Below are 18,312 nucleotides of genomic sequence, written 5' to 3' on the forward strand. Positions count from 1 at the left end.
CGGATTAAAAAAGTTGTCATGACATGCTGCAGCGTGTCGTCAGCGGGCTCAAGACTATAATTTGAACATCAGGCGGCCGGGTGCGATGGATTCCGTTGCATTTTTCCGCCTCCCCTCAGGGCTTGGAGCATAGCAATGCAGCGCGATATTGATCCGATGGAGACCCAGGAGTGGCTGGATGCTCTCGAATCCGTGCTTGAAAAAGAAGGCGAAGACCGGGCGCATTTCCTGCTGACCCGTCTGGCCCAGCACGCCAGCCGCAAGGGAACCCAGCTTCCCTACGCGATCACTACCCCTTACCGCAACACCATTCCTTCCGCCAAGGAAGCCCGGATGCCCGGCGACCTGTTCATGGAGCGTCGTATTCGTTCCGTGGTTCGCTGGAATGCACTGGCAATGGTTATGCGCGCCAGCAAGCGCGGCGGTGACCTGGGTGGTCACATCTCTTCTTTTGCGTCCAGCGCTACGCTGTACGACATCGGTTACAACTATTTCTTCCATGGTCCGGAAAATGACCGTGAAGGTGATCTGGTGTACTACCAGGGTCACGTGGCGCCGGGTATCTACTCCCGTGCGTTCATGGAAGGCCGCCTGACTGAAGATCAGCTGGACAACTTCCGCTCCGAAGTGAGCGGCAAGGGTCTCTCTTCTTATCCGCACCCTTGGTTGATGCCTGAATTCTGGCAGTTCCCCACTGTTTCCATGGGGCTGGGTCCGCTGCAGGCGATCTACCAGGCACACTTCATGAAGTACCTGATCAACCGCAACATGATGCCGGAACAGAACCGTAAGGTCTGGGCATTCCTGGGTGACGGTGAGATGGATGAGCCGGAATCCCTGGGTGCGATCTCTCTGGCCGGCCGTGAAAAACTGGATAACCTGGTGTTTGTGGTTAACTGTAACCTGCAGCGTCTGGATGGCCCGGTTCGTGGTAATGGCAAGATCATTCAGGAACTGGAAGGTGTCTTCCGTGGTGCTGGCTGGAATGTCATCAAGGTTGTCTGGGGCCGTCACTGGGATCCGCTGTTTGCCAACGACAAGAATGGCTCCATGCAGCAGGTCATGGATGAAGCTGTGGATGGCGACTACCAGAACTGCAAGGCCAAGGGCGGTGCATGGACCCGTGAGAACTTCTTCGGTCGTGACCCGGAAGCCCTGAAGCTGGTTGAGCATCTGTCGGATGAAGATATCTGGCGTTTGAACCGTGGTGGCCATGATCCGTACAAGGTGTTTGCCGCGTATCATGCAGCAGTGAACCACACCGGTCAGCCGACCGTTATCCTGGCCAAGACCGTTAAAGGTTATGGCACCGGCGCCAGCGCAGAATCAGCCAACGTCAGCCACTCGGTCAAGAAGCTGCCGATTGAAGATCTCAAGCATTTCCGTGATCGTTTCGATCTGCCGATCCGTGATGATGAGCTGGAAAATGTACCGTATTACAAGCCGGATCCGGACAGCCCGGAAATGGTTTACATGCGCAAGCGTCGTGAGAAGCTGGGTGGTTTCATTCCGCAGCGTCGTCCGAGGACCACGGTTGCCCTGCCTGTGCCTGAGCTGAAAGCTTTTGAAGCGGTTACCAAAGGCAGCGGCGAGCGTCAGATTTCCACGACAATGGCACTGACCCGTATTCTGGGTGTCCTGACCAAGGACAAGACCCTCGGCAAGCACGTTGTACCGATTGTGCCTGACGAAGCCCGTACCTTCGGTATGGAAGGTATGTTCCGTCAGCTGGGTATCTACTCTGCGGAAGGGCAGAAGTATGAGCCACAGGATTCTGATCAGGTCATGTTCTACAAGGAATCCAAGTCTGGCCAGATTCTGGAAGAGGGTATCAACGAAGCCGGTGCCCACGCGGCCTGGATTGCTGCTGCGACCTCTTACAGCAACAACGACGTGCCGATGATTCCGTTCTATGTGTTCTACTCCATGTTCGGTTTCCAGCGTACTGGCGACCTGGCCTGGGCTTCCGGCGACATGCAGGCACGTGGCTTCCTGGTAGGCGCAACCTCTGGTCGTACCACGCTGAACGGTGAAGGTCTGCAGCATCAGGACGGTCACAGCCATATCCTGGCGTCCACCATCCCGAACTGCGTGAGCTATGACCCGACCTATGGCTATGAACTGGCTGTCATCATTCAGGACGGTCTGCGCCGTATGGTTGAAGATCAGGAAAATGTCTTCTATTACCTGACTACCCTGAATGAAAACTACGTCCAGCCGGCGATGCCTGAAGGTGAGGAAGTCATTGAGGGTATCATCAAGGGGCTTTACTGCTTCGAAGAGAACTCCTGCAACGACAAGTCCAAGGTTCAGCTGATGGGTTGTGGCTCCATTCTGGAAGAAGTTCGTGCAGCGGCAGAGATCCTGCGGAATGACTTCGGGGTGGAATCCGACATCTGGAGCGCAACAAGCTTCAACGAACTACGTCGTGATGGCCTGGATGCCGCGCGCTGGAACATGCTGAATCCGACCGCTGAGAAGCGTGTTTCCTGGGTTGAGAAGCAGCTGTCCGGTCGCAAGGGGCCTGTCATTGCCGCGACTGACTATATGAAGCTGTATGCTGATCAGATCCGTGACTTTATACCGGGTACGTTTGTTGCCCTGGGTACTGACGGTTTCGGTCGCTCCGATACCCGTGAGAACCTGCGTAGCTTCTTCGAAGTTGACCGTTATTACATCACGGTTGCAGCACTGTCTGGCCTGATGAAGGACGGTGAAGTTGAAGCCAGTGTGGTGGTTGATGCCATGAAGAAATTCGGCATTGATCCGGAAAAGAACAATCCCCTGTATTGCTAACGCTCTGTAACCCAGGGTGGCGGCGGAGTCAAAACCGCCACCCGGTTCCAGATCCTAAGGTGAACGAATGACTGACGAAATCATCAAGGTACCGGACATTGGCAGCGATGGCGCAGAAGTCATCGAAGTGTGTGTCGGGGCGGGCGATCAGGTTGAGGCCGAAGATTCTCTGATTGTTCTTGAGTCTGACAAGGCAACCATGGAAGTGCCTGCGCCACGCAATGGCCGCGTTGTCGAAGTCCTGCTGAAGGTGGGCGACAAGGTGGCTGAAGGCGACGACCTGCTGAAAATGGCGGCTGAATCCGGTGCGGCTGCACCCGCAGAAGAAACACCGGCAGCGCCTGAACCCGTTGCACAAACGCCTGCTGCGGTGCCTGCGCCTGAAGCAGCACCGGCAGCAGCAGCTGCGACCGTTATCAAGGAAGTGCGGGTACCGGACATTGGTTCTGATAATGTGCCGGTTATTGAAGTGTCGGTGAAACCGGGCGACGAGATCAGCGAAGAAGACCCGCTGGTCACGCTGGAATCCGATAAGGCAACCATGGAAGTTCCTTCTCCCTTCAGTGGCGTGGTCACGGAAGTGAAGGTGAAGGAAGGCGATACCCTTAGCCAGGGTGACCTGGTTGTGATGATGGAAGTTGCCGGTGCAGCGCCTGCAGCCCAACCAGCAGCACCTTCACAGGCACCTGAGGCTGATAAGCCGACCGCAAGCCAGCCTGCAGCCTCTGTCGCTGCTCCGACTCAGCCGACGGCTGAATCTAACCGTGAGCTGGAACAGGCTAATAAGAGCATTCATGCCGGCCCGGCAGTGCGCAAAATTGCCCGTGAGTTCGGTGTGGATCTGTCACAGGTTCGTGGTTCTGGCCCCCGCAGCCGGATTCTGAAAGAGGATGTTCAGAATTATGTGAAAGCCAAGCTGAGCGAGCCGAAGTCTGCTCAGGTATCCGGTGGTTTGGGTATTCCCCAGATGCCGGCTGTAGACTTTAGCAAGTGGGGCGAGATCGAAGAGAAGGAACTGACCCGTCTGCGCCAGGTTGCGGCAAAGAACTTCCAGCGCAGCTGGCTGAACGTTCCGCATGTGACCCAGTTTGATGAGTCAGATATCACGGAGCTGGAAGATTTCCGCAAGAGCCAGAAGGCTGCTGCCCAGGCTCGTGGCAGCAAGCTGACACCGCTGCCGTTCATGCTGAAGGCGTGCGCGTATGCGCTGAAGGAAATGCCGCAGTTCTGTGCCTCCCTGTCACCGGAAGTGGATCGTATTATCTACAAGAAATACGTCAATATTGGTGTGGCGGTTGATACCCCGGATGGTTTGTTGGTGCCGGTCATCAAGGATGTCGACAAGAAAGGGCTGTGGGAGCTGGCTGATGAGTGCGTAGCTATGGCAGAGAAAGCCAGAAACAAGCAACTCAAGCCGGATGAGATGCAGGGCGGCTGCTTCACTATTTCCAGTCTCGGGTCTGTTGGTGGTACGGCGTTTACGCCCATCGTCAATGCGCCTGAAGTGGCGATCCTGGGCATCTCCAAGGCGGAGATCAAGCCGAAGTGGAATGGTGCGGAGTTTGCACCTCGCTTGATGTTGCCTTTGTCGCTTTCCTATGATCATCGAGCGATTAATGGCGCTGAAGCGGCGCGCTTTACTGCGCTGCTGGGTCAGTTGCTCTCAGATATCAGGAACATCCTGCTCTGAAGGTGGATTTAGCTTGCGAACAAAAATGCCAGCTTAAACGCTGGCATTTTTTCTTATGGGAAATTAGGGGCTAATGGCCATCATTTCGGGTAATACGGCTATCCAGAAAAGCCAGTAAACCACCTGCCAAAAAACCTGCAGCCGCGAGTGCGCCGATAGAGCCTATGCAAAACCAGCCGCTTACCATTACGAATTCGTTCATACTCTGATCTCCCTCCAGTTGATTTTTCTATTTCTTATTTATTCACTGTAAATCGATACTGGATGTTGCTAATTGATATAGATCAATGAAGCGTCGTTGCTATTGTGTGACCCGTTTTCATTTTTATAGTCAAAATATATTGATTATTCAGAAAATTAAGCTACTCATGCTCCTTATATAAACAATTAAAATTAAATTTACTTTATTTATTTCCGTATCTTCTTAACAAGAGGATTGTGATGCAATGGCATTGCTATTTATTCCCTAAAGCGGCATTTTCAGTCATAAACTTCTTGCCGGGGGATAGCGAGCTGCCGTAACCTAATGACTTCAAGTTATCCAGACGCGTTCTGGGTAGCCTTTCCATTACTACTGGCTGTAAAACCGACGCTAACAGTAAAGGGGAAAGATAATGCTGGAAGGTTGCAAGTCAGCCAAAGAGCGCTGGGGAGGTGTATCCGAGCTGATCGACAACTGGCTGAATGAGAGACAGGAGCTATTGGTTCTTTACTGTTCATTAAGCGGTGTTGACCAGTTACGGGTCGATGAACGTCCCTTTTTTGAGAAAATGCGACATCTTTGCCAGATGCTGGTTGATTATGTCTCTGCGGGGCATTTCGAGATCTATGAACAGCTTCAGCAGGAAGCCGTAGAGTTTGATGATAATGTGGCTCTGAACTCTGCAACGGCGCTGTTTGACGCCATTCAGAAGACAACCGAATTCTGTCTCGACTTCAATGATGGTATCGATAAGTTCAGCGACATACAGTCTCTGCAGGTCGCTCTTTCCAAGCTCGGTGAGTGTTTGGAAGAGCGTTTTGCACTTGAAGACCAGTTAATTGAAGTGCTGCATAACTCGCATGGGGAGGCTGTTACCCAGTAGTCTGGGTTGCGGTTGCGCTATTCTGCAAATGGCTGGTTGTGATGATTGATCGTTTGACCACAACCAGCCATTCCTTTAGTTCACCGCCTTGGTTTCCTGCTCACCGACTTTGATCAGTTCGACTTTGAAGGTAAGTAGTTCATTGGGGCCGATACGTCCTGGAATGCCGCCCGGTCCGTAGGCCAGACCTGCGGGAATATAGAGTTCCCAGGTGGAGCCCTCAGGCATCAGCTGAAGTGCTTCGGTCCAGCCGGGAATAACCTGAGTGGTTTTGAAGTTGGCGGGTTCGCCACGCTCATAGGAGCTATCAAAGATTTTGCCATCAAGGGTCTTGCCTTCATAATGGACAGTTACTTCAGCATCTGGTGATGCCTTGGGTCCATTACCCTTTTTCAGTACTTTATATTGCAGGCCGGAATCCGTTGTTACAACACCGGATTTCTTGCGATTGTCTTTTAGGAACTGATCACCCTTTTCCTGGTTGTTCTGGGCTTGTTCCTGCATTTCTTTTTGCATTTTTTCCGCTTGTGCCTGCTGGGCTTTCTGAATCACTGCAATCATGTCATTCCGATCCAGAGCCAGCTTCTTATCAGACACAGCATCCTCAATGCCCTGTGAGAGCGCCTGAAGATCGAGATTGTCAAAGTCATTTTTCAAACGTTCGCCAAGCATGGCGCCAAGGCTGTAGCTCAACTTAGCCTTTTCGGTTGCCAGGGGAGTTGTCCCTTCAGCCAGTACAGACATACTCGTTGTGCTGGCCAGAATCAGTGTGGCTGCAATCGTTTTCAGCTTCATTGCATTCTCTTTTTCAGGTTGGAAGAACCCTTCCGGGGAAAGGAAGTTCGGAACATCATTGTTCAATTTTATGTCAAAGGCAAGTGTAGCTAGCTATTATTGTAGAGATAATAACGTAATATTGACACTGGAACTAATAAGCCTTGAACCTTCTTTTAGGGGGGAGTAATGAAGCGTGCTTTTATTGGAATCGCAAAGGAAAATGAATACGTGGGAGTTTTTTCCTTTATATGCAGGTTGTTTTGTTTTTATTTTATTTTTGGCAAATAAAATAAAATGGATTGTTCGAAGTTAATTGAAAAAAATTTTGCGTAGGCTGCAAATGATGGTCTATATCTATGTAAAAATATTGGTATAAATTGAGCTACTCTTATAATCAATGTTTTTGCCTTGATGAAAAACGCTTTAATTTCATTGAGAGAGTGTTGTGAGATGTTTCGTTTGATTAACAGTTGCTACTTATCTAATGGAATGTCTCAACAGTACACTGCGCTGGATAACAGCAATAATTAAGGAATCAGCGAGTGGCTGTGATAGTGATTCAGAAATGTTTATGTTCTACGTTCTGAATACGCTGAATGTTTAGAAGAGTCATTCAGGTGATATTGGCGTTGCAGCAAGGTTAGCACTGGGCAGTTAAGAATCGAAAATGGTGCTGGCTGGGATGAGGTAAAGCTGACATTGCCGAGAGGTTTAAACTGACCTGATTGTAATCAGGCAGGTAAAGGCCAGAGATACTGTTGTAGGCAGTGGACGTGGATGTCCGTGGCATACAACAGTTTCTGGAAGTGATACAGGGATGTTAGGTAATGATCCAAGCTTGCAAGCGCTAAGGAGAAAGCCATGGAAAAGCTAGAAATGGAATTCACGAGGTCAGCCGCGCCTAAGAAGGCCGGCACAGCCAAAAAGAAACCTGCAGCGAAAAAAACTGTTGCCAAGAAGAAGACAACAGCGCGTAAGTCTACTGCTAAGAAGACTGTTGCCAAGAAGAAGCCGGCAGCTCGCAAAACTACTGCGAAGAAGGCAGTCGCCAAGAAGAAGACTACCGCACGTAAGTCTACTGCTAAGAAGACTGTAGCGAAGAAGAAGACTACAGCTCGCAAGTCTACTGCGAAGAAGACAGCAGCGCGTAAGTCTACTGCGAAGAAGACTACAGCGCGCAAGTCTACTGCAAAGAAAACTGCAGCCAAGAAGAAGACAACAGCGCGTAAGTCTACTGCGAAGAAGACTGTAGCCAAGAAGAAGACAACAGCGCGCAAGTCTACTGCGAAGAAAACTGCAGCGAAGAAGAAGACTACAGCGCGCAAGTCTACTGCGAAGAAGACTGTTGCCAAGAAGAAGACAACAGCGCGTAAGTCTACTGCGAAGAAAACTGCAGCGAAGAAGAAGACAACAGCGCGTAAGTCTACTGCGAAGAAGACTGTTGCCAAGAAGAAGACAACAGCGCGTAAGTCTACTGCGAAGAAAACTGCAGCCAAGAAGAAGCCAGCAGCTCGCAAGTCTACTGCGAAGAAGACTGCAGCCAAGAAGAAGCCAGCAGCTCGCAAGGCTACTGCGAAGAAGACTGCAGCCAAGAGGAAGCCAGCAGTTCGCAAGGCTACTGCGAAGAAAGCTGCAGCCAAGAAGAAGCCAGCAGCGCGTAAGGCTACTGCGAAGAAGACTGCAGCTAAGAAGAAGTCTGCAACTCGTAAGGCGCCTGCCAGAAAAGCAGCGGTAAAGAAAACGACTGCTAAGAGAAAAGCACCAGCGCGTAGGCCTGCCAAAAAGGCGGTTGCCCGTAAGCCGGCTGCTCGCAGGACCGCTACAAGAAAGGCTGTTAAAAAGAGATAAGCTGATGGCTAGCCTGTTCCCCTGGTTGGAATAGGCGATGTAGCATCAAGTATTTAAGGGGCCATTAGGCCCCTTTATTATTTTCAGGCAATGCGCGAGCAAGGTTTGTAACATCGGATAGTCGTTTTTATGGGAGCCGCAAACGTTTAAATACTGCTGAAGATTCTCTCCCAACCGCTTATGACTGTGCATATTACTGCTTCTTGAGAGTTGGTTTTTCAGATTAAAAAGTCGCTTTTGCTGGATACACTCAGCATATAATTCAATCTGCTTACACTGGGAATAGAGGCTCTGAAGGTCGACATCAGGTTTGATCATTGTTTTCATGTTTTGCCTGATGCTTCTTAGAGGATGAATCACCTCGTCCTGCCACTGGGATATTTCAGACCAGTAATTCGCGAGTTGATCCGACGAATGAATGATTCGCTTTTCTTCTGCCAGCCAACAGCAATATAGCACCATGTTGATATCCAGCTGATAGGAATCCTGCAGCATTAACAGGGTTTCTCCAGCCGTTGGCCACAGATGTACGGAGTAATGCCAAAAGGGATTGTCGGATATGTTCTTCATGACAGCCTTAACATAGAATGCGCGTCATGATCAGATTACAGCAAATTAACCTCATGCGTGGCGGAAAACGCCTGCTGGAAGAGGCCAGTTTCGTTATCCACCAGGGCCAGAAGATTGGTTTGACTGGTGCCAATGGCTGCGGGAAATCAACGCTTTTTGCCTTGATTCGGGGAGATATATCGGCAGATGCTGGTGATGTGGGTATTCCCAAAAATCTCCGGATTGCCCATATGGCCCAGGAAGTGCTTGCCCTTGACCGGCCTGCTGTTGACTATGTCCTGGACGGCGATGTTGAGCTGCGCCGTATCCAGCAGGCGATTGCGGATGCTGAGGCCCGCCACGATGACAATGCCCTGGCCATCCATCATGCCGCGCTGGAAAGCCATAATGGCTATTCAGCCAAATCCCGGGCAGAGCAGTTGCTGCATGGATTAGGCTTCAGTCAGGATCAGATGGAGTCCAGTGTCCGCTCGTTTTCCGGTGGTTGGCGAGTGCGCCTGAACCTGGCACAGACATTGATGTGTCCGTCTGACCTGCTGTTACTGGATGAGCCCACCAACCACCTGGATATGGATGCCATCATCTGGCTGGAAAGCTGGTTGAAGCAATATCCGGGCATGTTGCTGCTGATATCCCATGACCGCGACTTTCTGGATGGTGTTGTCGACCAGGTTGCCCATATTGAACGGCAGACATTGACGATGTACCGGGGTAATTACACCGCCTTTGAACGTACCCGGGCTGAGCGTCTGGCGCTGCAGCAATCCAGCTATGAAAAGCAACAGAAGCAGAAAGCCCATCTGGATGACTTTATTCGCCGTTTTCGCGCTAAGGCGACCAAGGCGAAACAGGCTCAGAGCCGTCTGAAGGCTCTCGATCGTCTGGAAGAAATTGCTCCAGCCCATGTGGATTCCCCCTTCACGTTTACGCTGCCTGAACCTGAGCGTTTTTCTGACCCACTGCTCATGATCCGAAAAGGAGAAATGGGCTATGCCGGAGCGCCAATACTGAAAAAAGTTTCGCTGGGGCTGCATCCCGGCAGTTGTATTGGTCTGTTGGGGCAGAACGGTGCCGGTAAATCCACGCTGATGAAAACGCTTGCCGATCAGTTACCGTTACTGGCAGGGGATCGCGTTGAAGGCGAACACCTGAAAATTGGTTACTTTGCCCAGCATCAGCTGGAAAGTCTGGATCTGGATGCCACACCGGTGTTGCACATCCAACGTTTGACCAAAACTGCCCGGGAGCAGGAAATCCGGGATTTCCTTGGTGGCTTTGGTTTTCATGGCGAAAAGGCACTGGAAGTGGTTAAAGGCTTTTCCGGTGGCGAGCAGGCGCGACTGGCGCTGGCCATTGTGGCCTGGCAGAAGCCCAACCTGTTATTACTGGATGAGCCAACCAACCATCTTGATCTTGAAATGCGGCATGCCCTGACCATGGCCCTGCAGGGCTATACCGGCGCAATGGTACTGATTTCTCACGATCGGAATCTGTTGCGCAATACCACCGATGAACTGTATCTGGTCAGCGACGGTAAAATGGAACCGTTTGACGACGATCTGGATGCCTATGCCACCTGGCTCTCCCAGCAACGTCGCAGTGCGAGTTTGCGTGGTACCTCCGATCAGGTAACGACGGATTCTGTTGCCGGTTCTTCGGCCCGTGACCGTAAAGAACAAAAGCGCCTTGAAGCGGCTTTGCGGGCAAAACTGCGTCCCTACCGCCAGCGGGTCGAAAAGCTGGAGCAGACGTTGGAGAAATGTCATGCATCATTGTCAGAGGTGGAGCAGTCTCTGCATGATCCGTCTCTCTATACCGATGATGGTAAGGAGCAATTGAAAATCCTGTTGGAGCGTCAGACTGCGTTGAAACAGCAATCGCAGCAGCTGGAGGATGAGTGGATGGAAGCCTGTGAAGCCCTGGAGATGGCAGAAAGTCAGGTTTCCTGAGCAAAAAATGGGCGCCAGTCGCAGATATGGCGCCATTTTTAGATGTTTTTCCTGTTAAGGGTGAGACAGCTGCTCAGTCTCCTTATAGGTATAAGCCGTAATTGAGGTGGCGGTGAAAAGTGTGGGATATATAGCGGAAGCTTAATTGTCATGTTCCGCTGGCTGAGTGCCGTGATAGAGTCCAGCCAGTTTCAGGACAGGGCATTCTGGGTATGCAAGGGATGATCAATGCTTCACAAGAGCTGCGATCACCGCTCCGCGAAACTATCCTTTTTCGGAGTAGCGAGCCGGCGACCCCGTGCTTTCTTACCTGCCTGCATCCCTCTTGTGACATCAGCCGAAGGGCTGCCGTAATGCCACGAAAAGGGGTATGTCTTTGTCTATTCGTTTGAAATCTACTGATGTAGTGGCCGTTGGCCTGATGACCTTTGCGCTGTTTCTGGGCGCAGGTAACCTGATTTTCCCTCCCTTTCTTGGCCAGTTGGCCGGTGAAGCTGTCGTCCCTGCGGCGGCCGGATTCCTGTTAACCGGTGTTGGGCTCCCTTTGCTGGGGCTGATGGTTGCTGCAAAACTGGGCGGTGGTCTGGATCGTTTTACCCAGGACCTTCCCAAATGGGCCGCCATGTTGACGGGTATTGTTTTGTATCTGGCGATCGGGCCGCTCTTCGCAGCACCCCGGACGGCGGTTGTTTCTTTTGAAATGGGCGTATTGCCGTTTGTTGGTGAAGAGAGTACCGGTGCCCTTGCCCTGTACAGTGCAGGGTTTTTCCTGCTGACGCTGGTGTTGGCGCTTTTCCCCGGTAGGCTGATTGAAACGGTGGGTAAGTTGATTACCCCGTTGCTGGTGCTGGTTCTGGTTGCCATTGCCATCGGTGTTTTTGCTGCACCGCAGGGTGTGGTCGCTGAAGCGGGAATGCATCTGGAAGAGCCTGCATTCATTTATGGCTTCAAACAGGGTTACCAGACGATGGACACCCTGGCGTCACTGGCTTTTGGTATTGTTATCATCACTGCGCTGCGTCAGCGGGGTGTGGAAGATCGCGCCGATCTGACCCGTTACACCATTATTGCCGCTATCATTGCTGCGGTGGGACTGTCCGTTGTTTATATCGTGCTTTCTTACCTGGGGGCGACCAGTTATGCGATTGCTGCTGGCGCAGAAAACGGTGCGCGGATTTTGAATCTTTATATCACGGCCGTATTTGGTGACTGGGGTATGATTATCCTGGCGCTGACGATTGGTCTGGCGTGTCTCACGACCTCCGTTGGACTGATGACGGCTTGCGGTGAATATTTTGCAGAAGTGCTGCCCGTGATGGGATACCGGGGTTATGTGGTGCTCTGTACGATAGTGAGCGCCCTGATTGCCAATATGGGTTTGACTGAGCTGTTGGCTGTCACCATTCCTGCATTGCTGGTTGTCTACCCGATTGCGATTGCCTTGATAATGCTTTGTCTGTTCCGTGAGCGTTTTGCTCAGCCGGGTATCGTGTTTGCCTTTACACTGTTGCCTGTATTGGCCATTAGCATTGTCGATGGACTGAGTGCTGCCGGACTGTCGTTTGTTCAGCCTCTGGTAGACGTCTATTCCCATCTCCCGCTGCAGAGCAGTGGTCTGGGGTGGATGGTGCCTGGTGTTGCGGGCTTTGTGATTGGTATGTTGAAGAGTGGTTCACCTGTGCGGCAGGAGAGCCTTGCTTAACAGCGATAATCTAAACGCGAAATAAAAAATGCCACCGAAAGGTGGCATTTTTTATGGGCATGGAAACAGGCTTAAAGCGCTTCTTCTGCCAGGCTGTCGAGTTTGCCGATCAGGCTGCTGACCCGCTCAGTCCACGCCTGCAGTTCCTGTTTTAACTGGGCGTTTTCTTCTTCGAGGCGGGTTTTGGCTTCTCTCAGTTCCTCGACTTCCATCTTGTTCAGGGCAATGGTGTCGATGGCGTTCTGAATTTTGCTTTCGAGCTGGCCGAGGCTTTCAATAGACATAGCTTCATCTCACGTGGCGGAGGCAATTGTCCATGACTGTTATTGGAAACACGATCCTCGCTGCCTGGCAGGTCGGGAACGGTCGCCTTTCATGGCTGTTTGGCCTCTATTATAGAGTGAACGCATAGCGGTACCAACGCCCTGAAAGAGAATGTTGCGCTGAAACGCATACAAATTGTTATTCATCGGCAGATGTTTGGGGAATTGGGCCATCAGACTGATCCAGTCTTCACGGAATCTTTACGATCCAGTCTATGCGTCGTTTATATTTGAACGTTCAATAACGATTAGAAACTCTATTGCTATAATGACGTTTAATGGCATCGTGGCAAACGGTTAATCAGTGACTAAAGGCTGATCCATGGAAAAGGTATCAGGGCTGGCAGAGGATTGAAAAGCGTATTGTTCGAGTCGTAGCTTCTATTGATTCCTTTAATAAAGGGATGGCGTTAGAGAGGTGAGTGGAGCTGATCATCTTGGGCTTCAGGGAGAATGGTCAATGGGTTCGATAAGCGTGCCGTGTGCAAGAATTATTTCGTCGTTGAATGTCGAAGAAGAGGCTCTGAAAGCATTTTACTTGTCTCTACTGAATGATGTTTCCGTTGAGGATTACATTGCAGCCGAGGGTATTCATTTTTCTTCATCGCAGATTGAAAGTACATTTCTGAGTCATTTGCTGGCAATAACAGAGCTTGCACTGGAACAATACCCGCTATCAAAAGCGATAGACTGTTTGCATACGCGGATATGAAACGTTTTGGGGATTTTTCAATTTGCCTGCTTTTCTTGAAACCGTCACTTATATTGGTCAGTGTGCTTGCAGGGGGATTGTGAGTGGCCATACTGTTTTCACAATATCGCTATGAAAACAGTATTGCTCTTGAAAATCGCATAGGGTGAGCCGCTGTATGAAACGAGCTGGGCTGCATTATTGAGCGTTCACTTTTCCAGCATCTTTAACGCAGAAATTTCTTCCGGCCAGATTGATTCATCAATGGTTTCCAGTACCAGGGGAATATTGTTGAAGCGCTCATCCTGCATGATATAGCGGAAGACATCCCAGCTAATTTCCCCTTGACCGAGACTGTGGTGACGGTCTTTTCGGGAGCCCAGTTCCCCTTTTGAATCATTGAGGTGCATACCCTTGAGGTATTCGAAGCCTACGGTATCGGCAAATTGCTGGAAGGTGGTTTTGCAGGCGCTTTCTGTTCTCAGGTCGTAGCCTGCAGCAAAGGTATGGCAGGTATCCAGACAAACACCAATACGACTTTTGTCTTCGACGTGGTCAATAATCTCGGCAAGTTCTTCAAATTGCCAGCCAAGGTTGCTGCCCTGGCCGGCAGTGTTCTCAATCACTGTGATGATGCCTTCCGTTTTATCCAGCGCAATGTTGATGGACTCGGCAATACGCTTCAGGCATTCCGTGACACTGATCGTACGAAGATGGCTGCCAGGATGAAAATTGAGGCGATCCAAACCAAGTTGCATACAGCGTTCCATCTCATCAATGAACGCCGTTCGTGATTTTTGCAGAGCTTCCTGTTCAGGATGGCCAAGGTTGATCAGGTAGCTATCGTGGGGAAGAATTTGCGCTGGCGTGAAACCATAACGATCACAGCGTTCCCGAAACAGCTGGATGCTTTTTTCGGTCAGCGGTTTAGCCTTCCACTGTCGTTGATTCTTGGTGAACAGGGCGAAAGCGGTCGCTCCGATGTGATGGGCATTGACCGGCGCATTTTCCACACCGCCGGCAGCGCTGACGTGGGCGCCAACAAATTTCATAAAAACAATAAAACCTGATTATCGAAAAGAATAATTGTGATGGTATTAAAAACGACGACAGATGGTCAAAAAAGCAGGTGATAAATCAGTGGCATGGCAATGGCTGTCAATGCGCCAGTCAGTGCCAGGCCCAGGCTGGCAAAAGCACCAGCGGTCGTGCTGCATTCAAAGGCTTTGGCAGTGCCCACGCCGTGTGCTGATAACCCTAGCGTAAAACCCAGTACAGCCTGGTTATCGATACGCATCATTCGCATCAGCGGGACCGTCACGACGGCGCCAAACACGCCGACGCTGATCACTGTGCCAGCCGTCACGGAAACCAGTCCACCGATACTTTCCGATACGGCCATGGCGATGGGGGTTGTGACCGATTTCGGTGCGACAGACAACAGGGTTTCCATATTCCCGCCTGTCAGCCATGCAATGACGATTGCAGAAAGTGGCGCAACCGTGGCGCCAACCAACAGTGTGACAACAACGGCCGGTGCTTCTGCGCGAATGGTGGGAAGTTGATGATAAAGCGGTACGGCCAGGGCAACTGTCGCTGTGCCCAGAAGAATCGAGAGTAGCTCGGTGCTGTCCGCATAATCGCGATAGTCCATCGGAAGATAATAAATGACAACGGCAATCGGTATGGCGGCAGTTAAGACAGGGTGCAGGAGAGGGAATTCGCCGGACTTGCGAAACAGCCAGGCACTCAGTTGGAAAAAGCCCAGCGTCAGTGTCAGGCCAAAGAGTGGAGTGCAGATGAAAGCCCGGATGGCATCGGTATCAATGGTCATTTTCAGGGACCTTTGAGGCACCGTTCTCCGGCTTATAGCTGCCGCGTACAAGGTTTTTCATCACCAGCGCAGTGACCACAATAACAATCACGGTACCCAGGGAGACAACGGCCAAAATAGGAAGGGTCTGGTTTTGGCTGTGGAGCAGATAAAAGATGAAACCGGTTGCTGCCGGGACAAACAGCAGCGACATGTGTCGTATCAAATGACTGCTGGCACTTGCCAGGTCATCTGACAAAGCTCCAAAAAAGGGCAGAGAGAGAAACAGCAGCATCATCCCTATCACCGCACCAGGCACGGGCACATGGGCGAAGCGGTGGATGGCTTCGCCCAGACTCTGGAACAGCAACAGGATAAACAGCCCTTTGATCATTTACTGCACGATATCCCGCTTACGAATCATTTCCAGTACACCAAACAGGCCATAGCCGATAAAGGCAACCAGAGTCCAGCCTGGAATCGACAGACCCAGGAAGCGCCACTGCACTTCAGCACAGTCGCCGGTACCGCTGAACATGATGCTGATCAGTTCATTCATGGGCATGACATCGACAAGGTATTCAATGCCGGGCATACAGGCGGGCGCCTGTTCTGGCGGAAGCCCCTGCAAGTATAGCTGCCGGATCGCCAGGCCTGCGCCGACGATGGCAAAGGCCAAAATGAAGCCACCGTAGACGCGAAGCCCACGTCCTGTTGGATTGTGAATAGCTGCAATCAATGAAATAAGGCCAAGGATCAGGAATGCAATGCGCTGGGTGATACACAGCGGGCAGGGTTCCAGCATCATGACATGCTCAAAGAACATGGCCGTTGCCAGCAGTCCGATGACAGCCAGGAAAGCCAGTAGGTGTAGATGGCGTGACTTGGGAATCAGCATGGAAGCCTCGTTATATCCTTGTTTTGTTATTGGGCGACGAACGCGGTACCGCATCGTCGCCAGTCTTGTTCAGTCGGCGAAGTATTGCGCCAGGAACGTGTCAAAGTCGACAGTATCCGCTGCCTCAATGGCCTGCCGGTCACGCAGGGATTGCTGAGCCAACTCTGAGAAATAGTCGATCCGGGACTGACTCAGGGGGATTTGCCTGAAATAGTCGGATTGAATCTCGGCCAGCTCCTGCGACATCTCAATGAAGCTATGGTTGTGCTTTGACAGCGTGTTCATCACCAGGGCTGATGGCGTACGCTCACTGTTGTTTAGCTTGCGCCGTTGCTGGCGAATACTCATGGAAAAGTCACCGGTGCCGTGAATACTGTCCATCAAGGCGGCGACAGGTTCCATCTGATCCAGTAGTGCAAGTCCCCAGTCTGTTAACGTGGTACTTTGACCTTGCTGCTCAAGCGTCAAACCAGGGCGACGTCCTTCGTTGACGGTTTTCTCAAAGTTCCGGGCAATCGCCTGACATTCCGCTTCTTCAATAGCAGGGCTGTCCTGAAGGGCGCAGTACACCAGGAAAACATCCAGAAAACGCGCCTGAACCGTATCAATGCCCAGTGGCAGGAATGGGTTCAGGTCCAGGCAGCGAACCTCGATATATTCGACACCGCGTTCGCGCAGGGCCACGACGGGCTTCTCCCCGGAACGGGTGACGCGCTTGGGGCGGATCGGGCTGTAATACTCATTTTCAATCTGAAGCAGGTTGGTGTTGAGCTGCAGGTATTCGCCGTCTTTTTTGAGACCGATTTTCTCATACTCGGCATAAGGCGCGTGGATGGCCTGCCACAAGCTTTCTACGTAGTCGTTCAGATTGTTGTAACAAATATTCAGGGATGACTGGGCATTGTTGGTGTAGCCAAGGTCGCTCATTCGCAGCGATGTCGCCCAGGGCATCAGTTGTGTGCTGTCACCTTCTGATTCCAGCGGCAGGTTACCATCTGGATGTTGATCCAGGAAACCGCGATCCATGGCTGGAGAGGCGCCAAACAGGTACATCAGTAGCCAGGAATAACGGCGGAAGTTACGAATCAGTGCGAAATAGCCTTCCGATTGGTAATCGATGAGTTCACGGGAGTCGTTTGCCAGTGTTTGCAGCAGTGACCAGAAGGTGCCCGGCAATGAGAAGTTGTAGTGAATACCGGCAATGGTTTGCATGGCTTTGCCGTAGCGATGGGCCAGCCCCTGACGGTAGATGTACTTCATCTGACCAATATTGGACGTTCCATACCAGGCGACAGGAATACGGTCATCCCCTTCCAGTACCGGCGGCATGCTGGAGCCCCAGAGAAATTCGGAAGGATCCATCTGCTTGAGGGTGAAACTGTGCAGTTCCTCAAGAAAGGCCAGCGTGGCGCCAATATCCTGGTAGACCGGCGTAATGAATTCCAGCAGTGCTTCGGAATAATCGGTCGTGATATAGGGATGCGTCAGGGTGGCGCCAACACGTTCCGGATGGCGAGTCTGCGACAGGTGGCTGTCTGCCGTCACGCGCAGGCCTTCTTTTTCGATGCCATGGCGGATCTGGCGCAGACAGTGGTGATGTTCAGCCTTTTGCAGAGCCTGCAGGCGGCGTTCAAATATCTGGGACAAGCTGTAACCCTTGCTTAACGGGATTGATCGTCACTGGCCGGAATCAGTGCAAATGTAGCCAGCGCCCTGACCACAGGCTGACCGTCCTGCATCACGTCAGCTTCCAGCACCGCGGTGCGGGAGCCCAGATGAATAACACGGGATTCGCAGATCAGTTGGCCCTTGGTGACGGCTTTCAGGTAATTGATTTTACTTTCGATCGTTGCGGCAGCGAGATTGTCGGGCAAGCGGGAGTAGAGGGCAATCCCCATGCCGGCATCGACCAGAGAGAACAACGCACCGCCATGGACATGCCCGCGCATGTTGGCATGGAACGGCAGTATATCCATGGACAGTCTACTGCAGCCTTCGTCAGCGTCCAGAAAATCGATACCAAGATGGCGACTGTAGTCACTGCCCCGGCGTATAGTCTGTTTATGCGATGGAAGCTGACAGTCTTCCTGTTCGTTGTTATCTGCAGCCATGCTTTGGATTCCGCAATTCCTGGCCGTTATCACTGATGTCCAGCAACTGTAAGTAAATG

Annotated in this window: 17 protein-coding genes; 7 read left to right on the forward strand and 10 right to left on the reverse strand. The window is 51.6% G+C overall.

Annotated features, from left to right (window positions below; genetic code table 11):
• The first annotated feature begins 135 nt into the window (after positions 1 to 135).
• Both aceE and aceF read left to right on the forward strand, forming a co-directional pair.
• On the forward strand, positions 136 to 2,796 hold the full coding sequence (gene aceE / locus KHS78_RS03805; protein WP_211825252.1) for a pyruvate dehydrogenase (acetyl-transferring), homodimeric type: 2,661 nt from the start codon (positions 136 to 138) through the stop codon (positions 2,794 to 2,796).
• A 67-nt stretch (positions 2,797 to 2,863) separates the two neighbouring features.
• Positions 2,864 to 4,486 carry a dihydrolipoyllysine-residue acetyltransferase gene (aceF, locus tag KHS78_RS03810; protein WP_211825254.1) on the forward strand — a complete coding sequence of 541 codons (1,623 nt, stop codon included), beginning with the start codon at positions 2,864 to 2,866 and terminating at the stop codon, positions 4,484 to 4,486.
• A gap of 70 nt (positions 4,487 to 4,556) precedes the next feature.
• Here the strand turns inward: aceF and KHS78_RS22410 are convergent, their stop codons facing one another.
• Entirely contained in the window at positions 4,557 to 4,688 is a 132-nt protein-coding gene (locus KHS78_RS22410; RefSeq protein WP_281416983.1) for a hypothetical protein, read from the reverse strand.
• A gap of 412 nt (positions 4,689 to 5,100) precedes the next feature.
• Here KHS78_RS22410 and rsd point away from each other — a divergent pair, with 412 nt between their 5' ends.
• Entirely contained in the window at positions 5,101 to 5,571 is a 471-nt protein-coding gene (gene rsd, locus KHS78_RS03815) for a sigma D regulator (RefSeq protein WP_211825256.1), read from the forward strand.
• Between the two features lie 75 nt (positions 5,572 to 5,646).
• Here rsd and KHS78_RS03820 read toward each other — a convergent pair whose 3' ends face one another.
• A complete protein-coding gene (locus KHS78_RS03820) occupies positions 5,647 to 6,366 on the reverse strand; it encodes an FKBP-type peptidyl-prolyl cis-trans isomerase N-terminal domain-containing protein (protein WP_211825258.1) in 720 nt (239 codons plus the stop codon).
• Positions 6,367 to 7,209: 843 nt separating this feature from the next.
• On the opposite strand from KHS78_RS03820, the gene KHS78_RS03825 reads away from it, so the two are divergent.
• Positions 7,210 to 8,196 carry a histone H1-like repetitive region-containing protein gene (locus tag KHS78_RS03825; protein ID WP_211825260.1) on the forward strand — a complete coding sequence of 329 codons (987 nt, stop codon included), beginning with the start codon at positions 7,210 to 7,212 and terminating at the stop codon, positions 8,194 to 8,196.
• 45 nt (positions 8,197 to 8,241) lie between these two features.
• Here the strand turns inward: KHS78_RS03825 and KHS78_RS03830 are convergent, their stop codons facing one another.
• A complete protein-coding gene (locus KHS78_RS03830) occupies positions 8,242 to 8,766 on the reverse strand; it encodes a TIGR02444 family protein (protein ID WP_211825262.1) in 525 nt (174 codons plus the stop codon).
• A 26-nt stretch (positions 8,767 to 8,792) separates the two neighbouring features.
• Between KHS78_RS03830 and KHS78_RS03835 the strand changes: the two genes are divergently transcribed.
• Positions 8,793 to 10,715 (forward strand): ATP-binding cassette domain-containing protein, encoded by a 1,923-nt coding sequence (locus KHS78_RS03835; protein WP_211825264.1) that lies wholly within the window; start codon positions 8,793 to 8,795, stop codon positions 10,713 to 10,715.
• A gap of 370 nt (positions 10,716 to 11,085) precedes the next feature.
• The gene (gene brnQ / locus KHS78_RS03840) at positions 11,086 to 12,417 is read left to right on the forward strand and encodes a branched-chain amino acid transport system II carrier protein (RefSeq protein ID WP_246506056.1); all 1,332 of its coding nucleotides are present in this window, start codon (positions 11,086 to 11,088) and stop codon (positions 12,415 to 12,417) included.
• Between the two features lie 71 nt (positions 12,418 to 12,488).
• Here brnQ and KHS78_RS03845 read toward each other — a convergent pair whose 3' ends face one another.
• On the reverse strand, positions 12,489 to 12,701 hold the full coding sequence (locus tag KHS78_RS03845) for a cell division protein ZapB (protein WP_211825265.1): 213 nt from the start codon (positions 12,699 to 12,701) through the stop codon (positions 12,489 to 12,491).
• A 457-nt stretch (positions 12,702 to 13,158) separates the two neighbouring features.
• Here KHS78_RS03845 and KHS78_RS03850 point away from each other — a divergent pair, with 457 nt between their 5' ends.
• Positions 13,159 to 13,452 carry a hypothetical protein gene (locus KHS78_RS03850; RefSeq protein ID WP_211825266.1) on the forward strand — a complete coding sequence of 98 codons (294 nt, stop codon included), beginning with the start codon at positions 13,159 to 13,161 and terminating at the stop codon, positions 13,450 to 13,452.
• Positions 13,453 to 13,640: 188 nt separating this feature from the next.
• On the opposite strand, the gene nfo is transcribed toward KHS78_RS03850, so the two are convergent.
• From nfo to KHS78_RS03880, 6 genes are all read right to left on the reverse strand, one after another.
• Entirely contained in the window at positions 13,641 to 14,483 is an 843-nt protein-coding gene (gene nfo, locus KHS78_RS03855; protein WP_211825267.1) for a deoxyribonuclease IV, read from the reverse strand.
• A 65-nt stretch (positions 14,484 to 14,548) separates the two neighbouring features.
• Positions 14,549 to 15,265 carry an LrgB family protein gene (locus tag KHS78_RS03860; protein WP_211825268.1) on the reverse strand — a complete coding sequence of 239 codons (717 nt, stop codon included), beginning with the start codon at positions 15,263 to 15,265 and terminating at the stop codon, positions 14,549 to 14,551.
• Positions 15,255 to 15,638 (reverse strand): CidA/LrgA family protein, encoded by a 384-nt coding sequence (locus tag KHS78_RS03865; protein WP_211825269.1) that lies wholly within the window; start codon positions 15,636 to 15,638, stop codon positions 15,255 to 15,257. The genes KHS78_RS03860 and KHS78_RS03865 overlap by 11 nt, the downstream gene beginning before the upstream one ends.
• On the reverse strand, positions 15,639 to 16,142 hold the full coding sequence (locus KHS78_RS03870; protein WP_211825270.1) for a disulfide bond formation protein B: 504 nt from the start codon (positions 16,140 to 16,142) through the stop codon (positions 15,639 to 15,641). It lies immediately after the preceding gene.
• 69 nt (positions 16,143 to 16,211) lie between these two features.
• Positions 16,212 to 17,789, reverse strand: coding sequence for a glutamate--cysteine ligase (gshA, locus tag KHS78_RS03875; RefSeq protein ID WP_211825272.1), 1,578 nt, complete (start codon positions 17,787 to 17,789; stop codon positions 16,212 to 16,214).
• 14 nt (positions 17,790 to 17,803) lie between these two features.
• Positions 17,804 to 18,253 (reverse strand): PaaI family thioesterase, encoded by a 450-nt coding sequence (locus KHS78_RS03880; RefSeq protein ID WP_211825274.1) that lies wholly within the window; start codon positions 18,251 to 18,253, stop codon positions 17,804 to 17,806.
• Positions 18,254 to 18,312: the final 59 nt, after the last annotated feature.

The organism is Kistimonas asteriae (assembly GCF_018263925.1).
Classification (GTDB): Bacteria; Pseudomonadota; Gammaproteobacteria; order Pseudomonadales; family Endozoicomonadaceae; genus Kistimonas; species Kistimonas asteriae.